The 15,290-nt window shown below is 35.1% G+C and carries 15 protein-coding genes; all 15 read right to left on the reverse strand.

Annotation, left to right across the window (positions count from 1 at the left end; genetic code table 11):
- Positions 1 to 24: 24 nt before the first annotated feature.
- On the reverse strand, positions 25 to 966 hold the full coding sequence (locus tag HGT70_RS07930) for a glycosyltransferase family 2 protein (RefSeq protein ID WP_214195531.1): 942 nt from the start codon (positions 964 to 966) through the stop codon (positions 25 to 27).
- Positions 966 to 1,793 (reverse strand): glycosyltransferase, encoded by an 828-nt coding sequence (locus HGT70_RS07935; protein ID WP_214195532.1) that lies wholly within the window; start codon positions 1,791 to 1,793, stop codon positions 966 to 968. The genes HGT70_RS07930 and HGT70_RS07935 overlap by 1 nt, the downstream gene beginning before the upstream one ends.
- Complete coding sequence (gene rfbC, locus HGT70_RS07940) at positions 1,790 to 2,326, reverse strand: dTDP-4-dehydrorhamnose 3,5-epimerase (protein WP_214195533.1); 537 nt, start codon at positions 2,324 to 2,326, stop codon at positions 1,790 to 1,792. Before rfbC ends, HGT70_RS07935 begins: the two co-directional genes overlap by 4 nt.
- Positions 2,327 to 3,196, reverse strand: coding sequence for a glucose-1-phosphate thymidylyltransferase RfbA (rfbA, locus tag HGT70_RS07945; protein ID WP_214195534.1), 870 nt, complete (start codon positions 3,194 to 3,196; stop codon positions 2,327 to 2,329).
- Positions 3,197 to 3,214: 18 nt separating this feature from the next.
- On the reverse strand, positions 3,215 to 4,276 hold the full coding sequence (rffG, locus tag HGT70_RS07950; protein ID WP_214195535.1) for a dTDP-glucose 4,6-dehydratase: 1,062 nt from the start codon (positions 4,274 to 4,276) through the stop codon (positions 3,215 to 3,217).
- Positions 4,273 to 5,202: a glycosyltransferase gene (locus tag HGT70_RS07955; protein WP_214195536.1), complete on the reverse strand. Its 930-nt coding sequence runs from the start codon at positions 5,200 to 5,202 to the stop codon at positions 4,273 to 4,275. Before HGT70_RS07955 ends, rffG begins: the two co-directional genes overlap by 4 nt.
- An 11-nt stretch (positions 5,203 to 5,213) precedes the next feature.
- Complete coding sequence (locus HGT70_RS07960) at positions 5,214 to 6,071, reverse strand: hypothetical protein (RefSeq protein ID WP_214195537.1); 858 nt, start codon at positions 6,069 to 6,071, stop codon at positions 5,214 to 5,216.
- Positions 6,072 to 6,073: 2 nt separating this feature from the next.
- On the reverse strand, positions 6,074 to 6,985 hold the full coding sequence (locus HGT70_RS07965; RefSeq protein ID WP_214195538.1) for a glycosyltransferase family 2 protein: 912 nt from the start codon (positions 6,983 to 6,985) through the stop codon (positions 6,074 to 6,076).
- On the reverse strand, positions 6,978 to 7,829 hold the full coding sequence (locus tag HGT70_RS07970) for a beta-1,6-N-acetylglucosaminyltransferase (RefSeq protein ID WP_214195539.1): 852 nt from the start codon (positions 7,827 to 7,829) through the stop codon (positions 6,978 to 6,980). Before HGT70_RS07970 ends, HGT70_RS07965 begins: the two co-directional genes overlap by 8 nt.
- A 13-nt stretch (positions 7,830 to 7,842) precedes the next feature.
- Entirely contained in the window at positions 7,843 to 8,841 is a 999-nt protein-coding gene (locus HGT70_RS07975; protein ID WP_214195540.1) for a glycoside hydrolase family protein, read from the reverse strand.
- A gap of 1 nt (position 8,842) precedes the next feature.
- Positions 8,843 to 10,066, reverse strand: coding sequence for an EpsG family protein (locus HGT70_RS07980; protein WP_214195541.1), 1,224 nt, complete (start codon positions 10,064 to 10,066; stop codon positions 8,843 to 8,845).
- Positions 10,067 to 11,470 (reverse strand): undecaprenyl-phosphate galactose phosphotransferase WbaP, encoded by a 1,404-nt coding sequence (gene wbaP, locus HGT70_RS07985; protein WP_214195542.1) that lies wholly within the window; start codon positions 11,468 to 11,470, stop codon positions 10,067 to 10,069.
- Between the two features lie 62 nt (positions 11,471 to 11,532).
- Positions 11,533 to 13,698 (reverse strand): polysaccharide biosynthesis tyrosine autokinase, encoded by a 2,166-nt coding sequence (locus tag HGT70_RS07990; protein WP_214195543.1) that lies wholly within the window; start codon positions 13,696 to 13,698, stop codon positions 11,533 to 11,535.
- Between the two features lie 8 nt (positions 13,699 to 13,706).
- The gene (locus tag HGT70_RS07995) at positions 13,707 to 14,144 is read right to left on the reverse strand and encodes an arsenate reductase/protein-tyrosine-phosphatase family protein (RefSeq protein WP_280527734.1); all 438 of its coding nucleotides are present in this window, start codon (positions 14,142 to 14,144) and stop codon (positions 13,707 to 13,709) included.
- Complete coding sequence (locus tag HGT70_RS08000) at positions 14,144 to 15,283, reverse strand: polysaccharide export protein (RefSeq protein WP_214195545.1); 1,140 nt, start codon at positions 15,281 to 15,283, stop codon at positions 14,144 to 14,146. Before HGT70_RS08000 ends, HGT70_RS07995 begins: the two co-directional genes overlap by 1 nt.
- Positions 15,284 to 15,290 lie beyond the last annotated feature (7 nt).

Here is a 15,290-nt window from a genome sequence, read left to right on the forward strand (position 1 = left end):
ATTCTACAAAACAATAACTACGAATTATTTTTTAAAAAGAGAGTAATAAAGATAATAAGCCGGTATAAACTTCAAAAAAACCTTATTATTTCTATTTAAAAAAGTGATATTTCCAAACCTAATTGCTAAATTAAATTTAATATACTTAATTAAGTATAAAAATGAATTACGCCCACCCATAACATCCCTACTGATATAAAACAAGGTTTTAACACCAGAAAGATAAATAGAAAGATCTAAAAAATAATCAAAATCTATAGTTCGACTCTTCTTAATAATTTTCATATATTTATTTGTGAAATCAGATACATCTTTGAGATCCGATATTTTAGGATTACTCGTTATTCCACTAGGGTTGACTCGATACGATATTAAAATGTCTGAAATACTTAATAGTGAGTTTGATAACTTATATAGTTCGGGAACTGTCAATAAATCCTCGAATCTTTTACCTACAGGAAATTGAATTGAAGCAAAAAGTTCTTTACGGTATACTCTAGCCCAAGCATACCACCTACCTCGATTAAATATATCCTTCAAACAATCTAATCGATTATTACTTGGACTACAAATAGTACATTCAGATAAGTAATTACCATCAGCATCAATTCTATTAGCATTAAAAGTCAATATATCAAAATTTTGAGATTTGATACAATTTATGATGCGGTTTATATAGTTCGGAGATACTAAATCGTCTGGATCAATGAAGGCTAAGAAATCCCCTCTTGATTTAGATATCCCAGTATTCCTTGCAGAACTTAAGCCTTGATTCTTTTGTTCAAATAGTTTTAACCTTTCATTATTAGCTATATAATTTTTTATTATATTTTTAGATTTATCAGGTGAACCATCATCTATAAAGATGATCTCACAATCGTCAGTTAGTTGACTTAATATACTTTTAATAAAACTATCGATAAATATTTCAACATTATACACAGGGACTATTATACTTAGAAGCATTATACATCCTTCTTTCTTTCAATTTTATATAATACGTTAAGTGCTTTATAAGGAAGTAATCTAGAAAAAACACGAACAAAAAATATATATAATGTCGATAAATAAGGATCTTTGAACAAACTCATCCTAAGCTTTAATAATTTTATCTCACTAGAAATATACTTTATACCACGTCGTTTTTTGACCATATCAATTCCCGTTCTAGCTTTGACTAAAACTTGTTCTAAATTTTTGATATTATAATCTAAAGAAATACACCTTAACCATAAATTATAATCCTCCATAAAAAGATGGTGTTGATAACCACCGCAGCTTAAAACTCTGTTTTTCTTAAACATCACAGTCATATGATTGATTGGATTTTTTTTCTTAGAATATTTCTTTATATCTTCTTTACTAAGCGGAAGTTTTTTTAATCTTTCTAAGCTATTTTCATCATCAAATTCTAAGATTGCTCCACCTAAAATATCAATATTAGGATTATGATAAAACTGTTCCAATTGTAATTCGAATCTATTATTGTAGCATATATCGTCAGTATCCATTCTCGCTACAATCTCATAATTACAAGACCTAAGGCCAATATCCAGTGCTTTACCTAATCCAACATTATGCTCGAGTTGTATTACGATTATTTTTAGTTTATTAGAAAAATCGAGTGTAATATTAGATAATTCTTCTCGGACAAAACCATCATAAACAATAACAACTTCTGAAGGAAGTACAGTTTGATGATACAAACTATCAAGCATAAAATAGTAGTTTTCCTTACTCTCCTTATTATAAAGTGAGCAAAGAACAGAAAAACTTAAATTATATTTATTCATAACAACGATTTCAATGTATCGCCTTTCAAGTCTTTTTCAGAAAGAATAGGATCAAAGTTAATAGGCCAATGAATGTTAACTGTAGGATCATTCCACATCAGACAACCTTCAGCACCAGGCATATAGTAATCTGTACATTTATATTCGAAATCAGCTATTTCAGATAATACAACGAATCCGTGAGCTAAACCAGGAGGAATCCAAAATTGTGTTTTATTCTCTTCTGAGAGAATAATACCAACCCATTGTCCAAAAGTAGGTGATTTTTTACGAATATCCACCGCCACATCAAAAACTTCGCCTCGTACACAACGAACCAATTTTCCTTGTGGATTTTTAGTTTGAAAGTGCAAACCTCTTAGTACACCTTTAGATGAGCGAGAATGATTGTCCTGCACAAAATCAAGATCGATATTCAGAGCTTCTTTATAACGGTTTGCTTCAAAAGTTTCTAAAAAGAAACCCCGCTCATCACCGAAGACTTTGGGTTGAATAATTTTCACATCGGCGATTTTGGTATCTATAATTTGCATTTATTCAGCATCCACTAAACGTTGTAAATATTGACCATAGCCAGTTTTTGCTAGCAATTTAGCTTGCGAAGCGACTTGCTCTTTAGTTAACCAGCCCTTTTTGTAGGCAATTTCCTCTAAGCAAGCAACTTTATAACCTTGGCGTTTTTCGATGGTATGTATAAATTGAGAGGCTTCTAGTAAGCTATCGTGGGTACCAGTATCTAACCAAGCAAATCCGCGGCCCAGTTTTTCAACGTGTAAACTATTTTTTTCTAAATACATTTCATTCAGGGTGGTAATTTCAAGTTCACCACGGTGAGAGGGTTTAACTTGTTTTGCCATTTCTACCACATCTTTATCGTAAAAATAAAGACCGGTGACTGCCCAATTTGATTTAGGTTGTTCGGGTTTCTCTTCTAAAGAGATCGCACGATTGCTTTCATCGAACTCCACTACGCCGAAACGCTCGGGGTCGAGAACTTGATATCCGAAAACAGTAGCTCCTTCGCTACGCTGTACTACATTCTCAAGTTTCTTACCAAAGCTTTCACCGAAGTAGATATTATCGCCGAGGACTAATGCACAGCTATCGCCATCAATAAACTCTTCACCGATAATAAATGCTTGAGCTAAGCCATCCGGACTCGGTTGGATGGCATAACTAAATTCAACACCAAATTGACTGCCATCGCCCAATAAGCGTTTAAAGCCTGGCATATCATCCGGTGTAGAGATGATTAATATTTCACTGATCCCGGCCATCATCAGTACAGAGATAGGGTAAAACACCATAGGTTTATCGTAAATCGGCATTAACTGCTTCGATACACCTTGGGTGATAGGATATAAACGGGTTCCGGAACCACCTGCTAATACAATACCTTTCATTTTTAATAAATTCCTAAATTAGATTGAGCCTAAACGTTCGCCTGCATAAGAGCCATCCAATACACGCTGCCACCAGGTTTCATTGTTTAAGTACCATTCTACTGTTTTACGGATACCCGTTTCGAAAGTTTCTGCTGGGGTCCAATCTAACTCTTTAGCAATCTTGCTTGCATCGATCGCATAGCGTACATCATGACCAGGACGATCTTTAACATAGGTGATCAGATCGGCGTAGTGGTTCAAACCGTTAGGTTTATTCGGCACCAGCTCTTCCAACAATTGGCAAATAGTTTTCACTACGTCGATATTTTTACGCTCGTTATGACCACCGATATTGTAGGTTTCACCTACTACACCTTCGGTAACAACTGTGTACAGTGCACGTGCATGGTCTTCTACATATAACCAGTCGCGAATTTGTGAACCATCACCGTAAACAGGTAAAGATTTACCTGACAGCGCATTAAGAATAATGAGGGGAATCAATTTCTCTGGGAAATGATACGGACCATAGTTATTCGAACAGTTAGTCACGATAGTGGGTAGACCATATGTACGTTGCCAAGCGCGCACTAAGTGATCGCTTGATGCTTTAGAAGCTGAATAAGGGCTGCTCGGTGCATAAGGCGTGGTTTCGGTAAACAGATCATCGGTACCATGTAGGTCACCATATACTTCATCTGTAGAAATATGGTGAAAACGGAAAGCCTGCTTCTTATCGGATTCAAGAGCGTTCCAATAACTGCGCGCCGCCTCTAACAACGTGTAGGTGCCAACAATATTGGTTTCGATAAAAGCTGCCGGACCGTCGATTGAACGGTCTACATGGCTTTCAGCAGCTAAATGCATAACAGCATCGGGTTGGTATTTTGTAAATAAGCGATCTAATTCAGCCCGTTTACAGATATCCACTTTTTCGAAATGATAACGGCTATCTTTTTCGACTGTGTTTAAAGACTCCAGATTACCCGCATAGGTCAAGCTATCAATAACAAGGGCTTCATCATTTGTGTTTTCAATAATATTGCGAACCACTGCTGAACCGATAAAACCAGCACCACCAGTTATTAATATTTTCATCGTTTTACCACCTTACCAATAATATATAAAAAATCATTCAACCAGTCTTTTTTCCCTTTGAATAAATTCATATTATATATTGAAAAAAACATGAACTTGAAAAAAGAACCATTCTCAGCTAGAGCTAATCTTTTCTTATAGAAGTCGAGTAGCCTATCTAAGTAAATATAATTAATAGAATCACTCAACTCTCTGGAAATCCCGATTCTATTTATTGTTCTACAATGATCAACTATTAATTCATCACCTACTTTCAACTTATTATTATTTAACGTTGCACTGGACTGATGTCTCCGCCAAAATATAAGAACTTGGTCAAGGTTATATAGTGTACCTCTAACACATGAAACAGACCAAATAACAGCATCATGAGCATTTTGACCATCAAAAAGTGGCGATCTATTTAAGTCACGTATGAAACTTCCCCTGATGAGATAAGAACAACCAGGCCTTTCCACAGAGTTATAAAATGAAATATCCCAAGTAAAAAATTCTTTTTTTTCATTCTCTAAATTATTAGTAAATAAAATTTCATCACTTTTTGAAAACTGTTGAAAATTACTTGTTAAAACCTCAATATTAGGATTTTCAACCAAGCATTCAACCATACATGAGACTTTATCATTAAACCAGATATCGTCTTGGTCGCATAAGAAAATGTAATCAAAATTTATATTTTTGATCAACTGATGAAAATTCTTTCTCCATCCAATATTCTCTGTATTTCTGATAAGGGTCCATGTATCAGACAATTCATTTTCGGTAATGAATTTATCAATTATATTACATGTATTGTCGGTTGAAAAATCATCACAAATTACTACCTTATCAACTTTTAATGATTGATTCCTAATACTTGTTAATTGTTCAAGAATAAATTCAGAACCATTAAATGTAGACATTATAACCGCGATATTCTTGTTCATATAAATCCCAATCATTTACAGTTTGGATGCTTCCCAGTATAAAAGACCCAGCAGTATAAAGGTATAGATTTGATGTTATTTATCCTGTTAACCTTGGAAAAAATACAACTGCGAACAATAAACTTTAATAGCCAAATATATTTATGAATTTTTTTATCTTCAGAATAAATTTTATGAGAAAGTATAAAGTCCAATTTTCTTTCTTTATCTCTAAAGAAACTCATTTCTCTTCCATCATAAGATAAGTCATGTATTAAGCAAGACTTAATAGAAATATTTATCTGGCATCCAATATTTTTAAGATAGCTAATATTTCTAAAGAAACTGAAATCGACCCCATATAGAGAAAAACTCTCATTAAATAATTTAGTATGATGATTATCAAAAACCTCGATCAATGATTTAGATATAATTAACCCAGAACCAATACTAAAAACAACATCATCCTCATTAATTTCCACTTGTGAACTAACCGATTTACTATTAATTGATGGATAGAAAACCTTACCTTTTTCATTTTTTATAATAGGCAAGTAAACTTCTATTTCTTCATTTAAATTTTCGAAATAGTTTATTGGCAAATCACTATCGTCATCCAAAATAACATTGAAATCTGCAATATCGAAAAAGCCACCAGCCATAAAATCGTTGTATACCATACTTAGTGGGGAATTTTTTAAGTCTTGTATTATCTTTATTTTTGAATTTTCATGAAAAAGTAAAAAAAAATTATTTTCAGGATTAATTAAATTTGGGCCATTATTATAAACTACTAAATTGAAAGGGGAGTTTATTTGACACAAGGACTTCATAGTTAATGACTGATTAATTTCTTTACCATAAATGACTACCAGTATATTTATACTCATACTCAACCTTTTTTGATAATTTTATTTCTCACCAAAAAACCAGTATAATTTCTCAGTAAAACAAAAAACAATTTCATATTGAAAAATGGTGTTCTAAATTTTGAGGCAATTAGTATAAACTTAACAACATAACCAAAATTGTATTTATTGAAAATAATATAACGGATCTCTAACGCTCTATTAAAAAGTAATTCTTTTCTATCAATCCCTCTATCAATACATATTTTATTCTCTAAAGAATGTTTAATTAAGTACCCTTTGATAGCTTTTTTAGAGTTACTTATTCTTTCTATGGGATATGAATTATGATCAAATAATTTCTCATCAAGTATTTTTAAAGTACATCCTGCGTGTAGCAACTTTAGTATCAATGTATGATCCTGAAACTTAGGTGTAGAAATAAATCCACCAACGTCATCGAATGAGGCCCTCTTTAGCATAATCATTGGTGTGAATGAAACACCTTTTAGTAAAAACTCTCTTAGATCAGTACCCTTAGCAAAAGAATAACTTTGATCAAATACTTCGATACCATGATTAACTAAATTCATATGGCATAAACATATATCCACATCATTACGAATTATAAATGAGACTTGCTTAGCTATTTTTTCAGGGTAATAAATATCATCATCATCTAAAAATGTGAGTAATGTACCTGTCGAAGCCTTTACTGCTAAATTTCTTGCCGTTCCAGCCCCGCAATTTATTTCAGAAATAATATATTTAACATTCGGAAACTTCATCAATGCACTAGCTGTTAAATGCTGATTAATAGTATTTTTACCATTGTCGTCTATAACTATTATTTCAATATTTTTATAAGTTTGATTCATGACACTTTCAATGCAACGAGATAACAAATCAGGCCGACCAAATGTTGGAATAATCACAGATACGAGTGGATTAATCATATTTATCCTTGTCAATTTTTAAGAAACTCATAGATTCTTTTTGATTAACCTTCCTCAAGAACCAATACCCAAGATTACGGTAAGATATAAGATCTTCAATTGTTAGATTATTGAAATATTCTGGACTTGATTTTTCTCCCTTAAATAGAACCAATCTTTTATTATTATCAGTTACTTCTATATTTTTCTCTTTAGCGAATACTTGCAAAGCGTGCTCATCAACGCAAGGGTGGTATTTAAATTTTTCGAAATAATTATAATTCATATCGTAATTGGATATTTCATTAATCATAAACCTATTTAAAGAAAACCAGCATGAACCGTACCATTGCAAATGGTCATCCCATTTACAGGGATTAAATTTATTACCAATTATTTTATGAAGTCTATTAGATACGCGACCTAAAAAACTTCTTGTAAACTTGGTTTCACTATAAAAAACTTTAACTTTCAAGCGCCACTCTGAACTTAGCCGCTTTCTGCATTCAATAAAGTTTTTGGAACCTAAACTCAACCATTCGTCATAGATTTTTTCGAAATCTAATAACTGTAAACATTCTGCACTAATAAAATGAAAAAGCTCTATTCCTTCTATCTTATTTGCAACGTTAATCAAATTCAATGTTGCTCTTAGCTGGGAATATCCACCCCAAAAAACTTCTACTCTATTAATTCCTTCTAGCACTAGTACATTATTATTTTTTTTAATATCAGACAATGATTTTTCAGGAATCATGAATTTTTTATCGAAATGTATTATAAAATATATATTTTTATTTTTTTTTATGAGTAATAATATGTAATCAAGATTACTATGTGCCTGTATAAGTACTGCAGTTTTCATCTTATCACCATTGTTATTTCAAGTAAGGATTTCCATTTTCCCAATATACTTTCTTAATCAGAATATTACTTTTCGAAAGATTTTCGGAATCCCAACTATCTAAAAATATATAATCATCCATATTATATTTAAAGATAAAGGCCCCCTGACCACCAAAAGTTGTATTTATATTACTTTTGCTACTTCTTATTGGTGTACCTACGTAAACCCAATCATCAAGTAAATTTTTACTCTTATACAGTTTAGCTTTATTTGGTTTCCAGCCACTGACACCCGATGTAATCAAAAAATATGTGTTACCTTCCTTAAATAGGATAGGCGCTTCATTATATCCGTGCGGTGAAATACGATTATAATTACCATTTAGATTAGCAAGTGTACTATCTAATTGGCTTACAATTAAAGTTGAATTATCTTCTGAAGAAGAAATTAAAAAAACATCCCCACCTTCTTGATAAACAGTCAAATCTCTTGACATTTGGCCTTTATGGAAATCTCTTTTAAAAAAATCACTATACTTTAATTCATTAATATTTTTAGTATGTCTTGGAAGAACACCTGGATTAATCCGAAAACTTCTAATGTATTTGTAAGGTCCCACTATATTTTGTGAACTTGCGACTCCAATTAAAGCTGAGTTATAACCAGTATTGGGTAGCTCGTGATGAAAGTACATATAAAACCTTTTTTTACTAACAGAATATATCACCTTAGGCCTTTCAATAATTCCTGATGCACCAATGTTATGATTATTGTTCGAATAAAATGCATTACCAGAAAAGGTCCAAGAACAAAAATCTGAAGTTTTATATACATTAATGTTTTTAACAACTCCTTTATTATTCCTATTCTCACCAAACAAATAATAGAAATTCTCATATTTAATAATATTACCACCATGAGCATTTATATTATCAAATCCTAATAATATATTACAATTTCCTGCCTTGGTGTTTCCAATATAAAGAAACGCAATTGAAAATAAAATAATATTAAATAACACTCTTTTCATACTACCTCCCCCACTCTAAATGCTGAATTAGATAATCATCACTATAACCATTATCAAAATCGAGTAAATAAATAGTGTTGTCATACGTAGTCTTTAAAGCAAACCCTAAAATATCGGTGCTATCATTAAATACTCCTGCATTTTGATATGCTATCAGAGGTAAGTATACTATGAAATTTATAACAAACGATCTAAAAACTATCATAAACACTATCAGTTTTGATAATAAATACTTACTATCGTAAAACCTTAGAATTAAATATCCATATATGAAATTTGTTGCTAAATTTAATCTTTCAAATAGCGTCATGTACATCAAAACTATTAAAGTTAAACATATGACCATAAAACAAAATGAATTTCTTTCTCTAGTGAATTTATCTAACTTATCTTTATTTATTTTTATTAAATAAAAACCACTCGATAAAATAACAACGAAATTAAGAACTTTTTGTAACGCTTGTCCAGTACTAAACGTTTGCACACCAAATTCACTACCATATATATAGAAGAAAATCCTTGAGCCTATAGGACCTGGAAGCATTGATAACAAAGACTGCATCAAGCCCATCAATGTTGGTAGTAAAACTCCTAAAACCGCCGAAGCAATTAAAATTAAATAACTCAATTTCGTTTTAAACTTAACAGCTTTTGATATAAAATAAAAAAACCAAAGCACCATAACCGACAAATGAATATAAAAAGTTAAAACAACAAAAATTGGTAATAATACTCTTGAATATTTAAACCTTTCTTTAAGATAAAATATATAAATAAAAACCAATGCATATGCACAAATATTTCTATTCAAATCCATTAAATCCCTGTAGTGGAACGAACAAAATAGTACACACAGTAATACAGTGATGCTTTTTTTTTCATTTCCACTAAAGTTATTTATACATATCTTCGTCCAAGAATAAATAGTGATAAAAATTGTTAGGAAGATAAAAAATATATAATTAAATCTGTCACCTTTAAATATTATAGGTAGATATGTGTATATATCAAATATATCTTTCTGGGTATTATAAAAATACACAAAGAAATTAGAGGATGTATCAAACATTATTGGTAAATAACTAAATATTAGCGCAAGAGAAAATGAAAACGTAAATACTTGTAGTTTATTATTTATAATATTTTTGAGATTATAGCATAAGCACAAAAATGGATTTATCATCAAAAATATAAATGACAAAAGTGTATGTTTACGAAAGTTCATTCAGTAAGCTCCATCCCTCTTCAAGACTACTGAAATAGTCTTGAAAAGTATTGCTATATCATTCCACATTGACCAATTCTTTACATACCATGCATCGAAATAAACACGGGTTTCGTAATCCACGTCTGAACGCCCACTGACTTGCCATAGACCTGTCATGCCGGGTTTGCTCATTAGATAGTAATCAACTTGGTCACGATAACGCTCCAGCTCTTCATAAATAATCGGCCTAGGCCCGACTAAACTCATTTCACCTTTTAAAACATTAAACAGCTGGGGTAGTTCATCCATGCTCGTTCTACGTAGTAGATGACCAATTTTTGTAATACGTGGATCATTTTTTAATTTAAAGGTTTCATTCCATTCAACTCTAGCCTCGGGGTCTTTCCTCAGTAAATCTGCAAGTAGTTCTTGAGAGTTCACTGACATTGAGCGAAACTTTAAGCACTTAAACGGCACCCCACTCTTTCCTATTCTTTCATGCCCGTAAATCGCTGGGCCACCATCTTTTTTTACTTTACGACTTATATAAAAAAGAATTGGTGATAGCATCGCTATGATGATTATCGAGGCGAGTATATCGAAACTACGCTTCAATATCCTAGATGGCCATTTGGCTAGGTTTTGATGAACTCGAAAAATCATTACTTCATGGCTAAAAATAAACGACATATCCGTGCTATCTACAGGCATGCCACGCAAGGTTGGTATAACTGATACATAGCGATAACCATTAAGCATTAATTGCTGTAGCCACGCATTACGTAAATCACTCTCATCACTTTCTACAGCTATAATAAACTGCATACGTTTATCTATTGTTTTTGTCAACTCATTGGGTAACTCATGACTAACAGGAATATTACCTATATAGTTAGTATTATTAGCCTTCCCAATGAATCTTATTGTCTTAAATCCAAGATTCTTTTCACTGCAAATCGCTTTGTAAGCTTCATGAGCATTATGTCCAGAGCCAATAATAATCGTATCACGTTGCCATGCACCTAAATTATTTAAAATTAATTTAGTAACACCTCTCATTACAGGTAATAATAAAGCAATTAACAACCAAGTTATTAGCCAAGTAACTCTTGACAAATACCATTGCGTGAACGCTATGATTGCAATTTCAAAAATTGCAAAGATAACTATAGTTCTTACAATTTCTTTTAGTTCGAACCAAAATGTTTTGCGATAAAAATAGTGCCGCAGCCTCGTACCATACCAACCGACACAACAGAGCGATATCAACCAATGTAAGTGGTACCAATTACTAAGAATTTTCGGTGATACTGTATCATCACCAAAAAGAACCTCAGCCAAATATAGACTTATTACTAAACTAAATAAATCAGATAATATTAAACCGCTGCTAGCCAGCAGATTTCGGGATAAGCGTGTCATTGATTCCTCACCACAGAGCTTTAGCGAAAGTTATTACCCCCACTTAGATGGGGGTAGGGTATTTATTTTTTATCGTCGTAGCTATATCCATAATGACTATAACCGTAGCCATAATAAGAACTAGCTTTTTTCACCACACCGTTAAGAATACAACCTTTCACATCAATACCACTCTGTTCGAAGCGTTTAATACTAACTTCCATCTCTTTAGCCGTATTTTCCTCAAATCGCGCCACTAATAATGTACTGCCTACATAGCGACCTATTACTGCAGCATCTGTCACTGCGAGAATTGGTGGGGTATCTACTAAAACGATATCGTAGTTTTCGCTCGCCCAGCTTAGTAGCTTCTGGAAACGGTTATGCATCAGCAATTCTGAAGGATTTGGCGGTGTCTTGCCACGAGCAATAAAATCAAAGTTTGCCCCATTTACTGCTTTTATACCTTGTTCAGAGTTAGATTTACCCGAGAGAATATCAGATAAACCATTATCTAACGATTGATTGAATATTTGATGTGCATAGCCCTTACGCATATCAGCATCGATAAATAGTACCTTTTGCTCCCCTTGTGCTAGTACTGCCGCTAAGTTGGTGGTAATAAAGGTTTTACCCGCATTGGGACTAGCACCAGAAATCATTAGTATATTATTCGACGCCTCCATCATTGCAAAATGTAGGCTGGTACGCAGGCTCCGGATCGCTTCAATAGCTAAATCAGCCGGATTATCTATTGCTAAGAAGCTTAAATTCTCTTTCTGCTTATTCTTTCTGGATTTTATCCCTTTAGGCTGCTGTTTAGCCATCCATTCAGAAACCGGCACGCTTGCATAAACGTTAATTCCTAATTCTTCGAGTTGTTCTGGCGATTCAATACCTCTACGCAAGAATACTCTTAGTAATACTAAGCCCACTGATATAAAACCACCCAACACAGCGCCGATCAAAACTACAAAGATTTTTTTAGGCTTTACTGGTTTAGGTGCAGTGACTGCATCATCGATAATCCGTACATTGCCGATCGCACTATTTTTCGCGATACTTAGCTCTTGTTGACGATTCAGTAACTGCATATAGACTGCGCGACCCGATTCAACATCTCGGCTTAATTTCAATACTTGCTGCTGAGTAGCTGGCATTCCTGAAACTTGCTTATTTAATCTAGCTTTTTCTTGCTCTAGCGTTTTCCGTTTCTGTAGAAGAGCAATATAAGTTGGGTGATCTTTTGTATAGAGTTGCGATACCTCTGCCTCTCTAAATGTCAGCTGATTTAACTGATTATCAACATTGACAATCTGGTCTAAAGCCGAGCGAGCCTGTAAATTAAGGTCTACCGAATCGCTTTGCTTCCGATAAGCACTGAGCTTATTTTCTGCATCATCTAACTGGCTACGTACTTGCGGCAATTGCCGTTCTAAAAACTCTAAGCTTTTACTATCTTGCGCCGCTTGTCGGGCAATATTTTGAGCTAAATAATTCTCACTAATACTTTGTAGTTCACTTTGTGCTAACTGGGGATTGGGATTTATAAGCGTAAGATTCAGCATCCCCGTATCTTTTCCCTGATCCGCGGCGGTAAAAATTTGTTGAAGGCCTGTAATGGCATCCAGTCGAGTAATATAATTTAATTTGAACTTAGTACCAGACTCAGCGTTAATCTTGTCAATCTGTAATGAAAGTCCTTTAGCTGATATAGGTTGTCCAGTTTCTCCTTTAATTTCATAACCAGCACCTTCTAAGAGGTAATGCTCTTGATCAACTACAGTTATAATTAACTCTGGAACTTTACCATTATGACTAGCAACGTAAATCCTACTTACATAAAGTTGTCCTGGTTGTTGGCCTGTCAAGCGTGCCCAGCCACGGCCAAAAATAGGCAAGTATTTCTGCTGCACTTGTGCCTGAAGGGTTAAATCATCTACCGTCTTCCCTAGAATCATCCTCGATTGAAGCAGCGCAATCTCTGGTGCTGAGACTGGTTGGCTGTTGGGTAGCATCTGACTTAGGTTGCTAAGAATAGAATTACCCTGCTTCTGCTCAACTTGTATCAGCGCATCAGCTTGGTAAATCGGTGTTGCAAATAAGGCATAAAAAATCGCAATAAAGGTAAATAACCCCGTAACCGCAATAATTAATTTTTTATGATCTAGCAGTTCACCTAGTAGTCGACCTAAATCGATCTCATCCGAATCTGGATTAGTGGGTTTATGTTGAATCACTGATGACATAATGCTTCCTATTTAGTACCCAGTTTCGTCGCCCAAGCCTGTGACGCTTGCTCGATCAATTGATAAACGTGTTCAAAGGCCTCTTGGCTCTTGCGATAAGGATCGGGTATCTGCTTATTGTTCACCCAGTGGGCAAACAACATCGTCTTACCACGCGCCTCTGGTGCGATACTCGACACCTCTTCCTGGTGATGTTTTTCCATTACTAAAATAAGATCGTACTGCTGCGCAAGTTGGCGAGTAAGCTGTTGGCCCTCATGTCCTGCAAGGGAAAGTCCATGTGCCTCTGCCACCAAACTAGCAGTCGCATCAGCCGCATGACCCTTTAATGCTCCGGTACCAGCAGAATCGATTTTCATCCCAGGTAATGCCTGACGTAATAAACGCTCACCTGTTGGCGAGCGGCAAATATTGCCGGTACAGACCACTAAAATTGAGTTAAACATTAATTTGGCCAATTATTCACCCATTTTGCTGTTTCAGTTAGATCATGTACGCCTGAAATGGTTGGAACAATCTGAGAGACCACTCTATTCCAGCGTACGATTGGTGCAGTCGTTACATAAACGATATCGTAAGGCTGCAGCTCAAACTCGGTAGACATCACCATCGTCGAGGCATCTTTCGCATTTAGCTGATAGATATTTGCGATACGACCATTCTTATCTTTTGGAATTTGGCGGATAACGAAAATTCCCGAGGCATCGGCATATTGTTGGCTTACACCCTGTGCACTACCTAACGCCTCTGCTAGGGTCATACCGCTACGATCCATCTTCAGCGTCGATTGCTGGCCGACTTCACCCATCACAAACACTTTCTGATCATCGTTACGCGGCACAAATAGAATATCGCCTGGGTACATCATTCGGTTCTGCTGTAGGTCGCCGCGTTGCATCAGTGCCTGCATCGATAGCACGCTATCCTTACCGTTATGGGTTAATACTACGTGGCGCCAATCGGCATTCTCGGCGAAACCGCCGGCTGCGTTAATGGCATCGACTACAGTTAGTGGAATATTGGTAATCGGTAATTGTCCCGATTTACTCACCTCACCGGTCACATAGGCTTTCTGCGAACGGAAGGCGGCCACTGCAACATCCACCTGTGGGCTTTCAACATATTGCGCTAAGCGCGCGGCGATCTGTTGGCGCACTTCCGCCAATGTTTTACCCGCTACATTGACCTTTCCGATATAGGGGTAGAAGATGGTGCCATCGGCACCGACCCAGTTACCCGTATCGCTAGCGGAACGATAGGTTCCCGCCGGGTTGGTCAGTTCCGGGTGATCATAGACGGTCACCATCAGCACATCGCCGGGGCCGATGCGGTATTGATAATTTTGTAACTGCTTATCCAGCTGCGGATTAGGTTGTGCGATCACCGATGCAGGACGTAGTTTCTCGATCAGTCCGGGAGTCATCGGGTAGACGTTGACTAGTTTATCCCAGTCATAGTCGCTATCCGGCAGTTCCACAGTGTTTTTACGTAGGCTATTTAGGCCTTGGCCAGGGACGATAGTACAGCCACTCAACAGTGCGGTCAGCACTGCGGCTGCAGAGAGTTTAAGTGCGAGTTTTTTCATCAGATTA

It is taken from the genome of Rosenbergiella collisarenosi (genome assembly GCF_018494085.1).
GTDB classification, from domain to species: domain Bacteria; phylum Pseudomonadota; class Gammaproteobacteria; order Enterobacterales; family Enterobacteriaceae; genus Rosenbergiella; species Rosenbergiella collisarenosi.

What these genes read in the sequence shown, in the direction of transcription:
- HGT70_RS07930 (WP_214195531.1), bottom strand. Translation starts at nt 966, where the DNA reads ATGCTTCTAAGTATAATAGTCCCTGTGTATAATGTTGAAATATTTATC.
- HGT70_RS07935 (WP_214195532.1), bottom strand. Translation starts at nt 1,793, where the DNA reads ATGAATAAATATAATTTAAGTTTTTCTGTTCTTTGCTCACTTTATAAT.
- rfbC (WP_214195533.1), bottom strand. Translation starts at nt 2,326, where the DNA reads ATGCAAATTATAGATACCAAAATCGCCGATGTGAAAATTATTCAACCC.
- rfbA (WP_214195534.1), bottom strand. Translation starts at nt 3,196, where the DNA reads ATGAAAGGTATTGTATTAGCAGGTGGTTCCGGAACCCGTTTATATCCT.
- rffG (WP_214195535.1), bottom strand. Translation starts at nt 4,276, where the DNA reads ATGAAAATATTAATAACTGGTGGTGCTGGTTTTATCGGTTCAGCAGTG.
- HGT70_RS07955 (WP_214195536.1), bottom strand. Translation starts at nt 5,202, where the DNA reads ATGAACAAGAATATCGCGGTTATAATGTCTACATTTAATGGTTCTGAA.
- HGT70_RS07960 (WP_214195537.1), bottom strand. Translation starts at nt 6,071, where the DNA reads ATGAGTATAAATATACTGGTAGTCATTTATGGTAAAGAAATTAATCAG.
- HGT70_RS07965 (WP_214195538.1), bottom strand. Translation starts at nt 6,985, where the DNA reads ATGATTAATCCACTCGTATCTGTGATTATTCCAACATTTGGTCGGCCT.
- HGT70_RS07970 (WP_214195539.1), bottom strand. Translation starts at nt 7,829, where the DNA reads ATGAAAACTGCAGTACTTATACAGGCACATAGTAATCTTGATTACATA.
- HGT70_RS07975 (WP_214195540.1), bottom strand. Translation starts at nt 8,841, where the DNA reads ATGAAAAGAGTGTTATTTAATATTATTTTATTTTCAATTGCGTTTCTT.
- HGT70_RS07980 (WP_214195541.1), bottom strand. Translation starts at nt 10,066, where the DNA reads ATGAACTTTCGTAAACATACACTTTTGTCATTTATATTTTTGATGATA.
- wbaP (WP_214195542.1), bottom strand. Translation starts at nt 11,470, where the DNA reads ATGACACGCTTATCCCGAAATCTGCTGGCTAGCAGCGGTTTAATATTA.
- HGT70_RS07990 (WP_214195543.1), bottom strand. Translation starts at nt 13,698, where the DNA reads ATGTCATCAGTGATTCAACATAAACCCACTAATCCAGATTCGGATGAG.
- HGT70_RS07995 (WP_280527734.1), bottom strand. Translation starts at nt 14,144, where the DNA reads ATGTTTAACTCAATTTTAGTGGTCTGTACCGGCAATATTTGCCGCTCG.
- HGT70_RS08000 (WP_214195545.1), bottom strand. Translation starts at nt 15,283, where the DNA reads ATGAAAAAACTCGCACTTAAACTCTCTGCAGCCGCAGTGCTGACCGCA.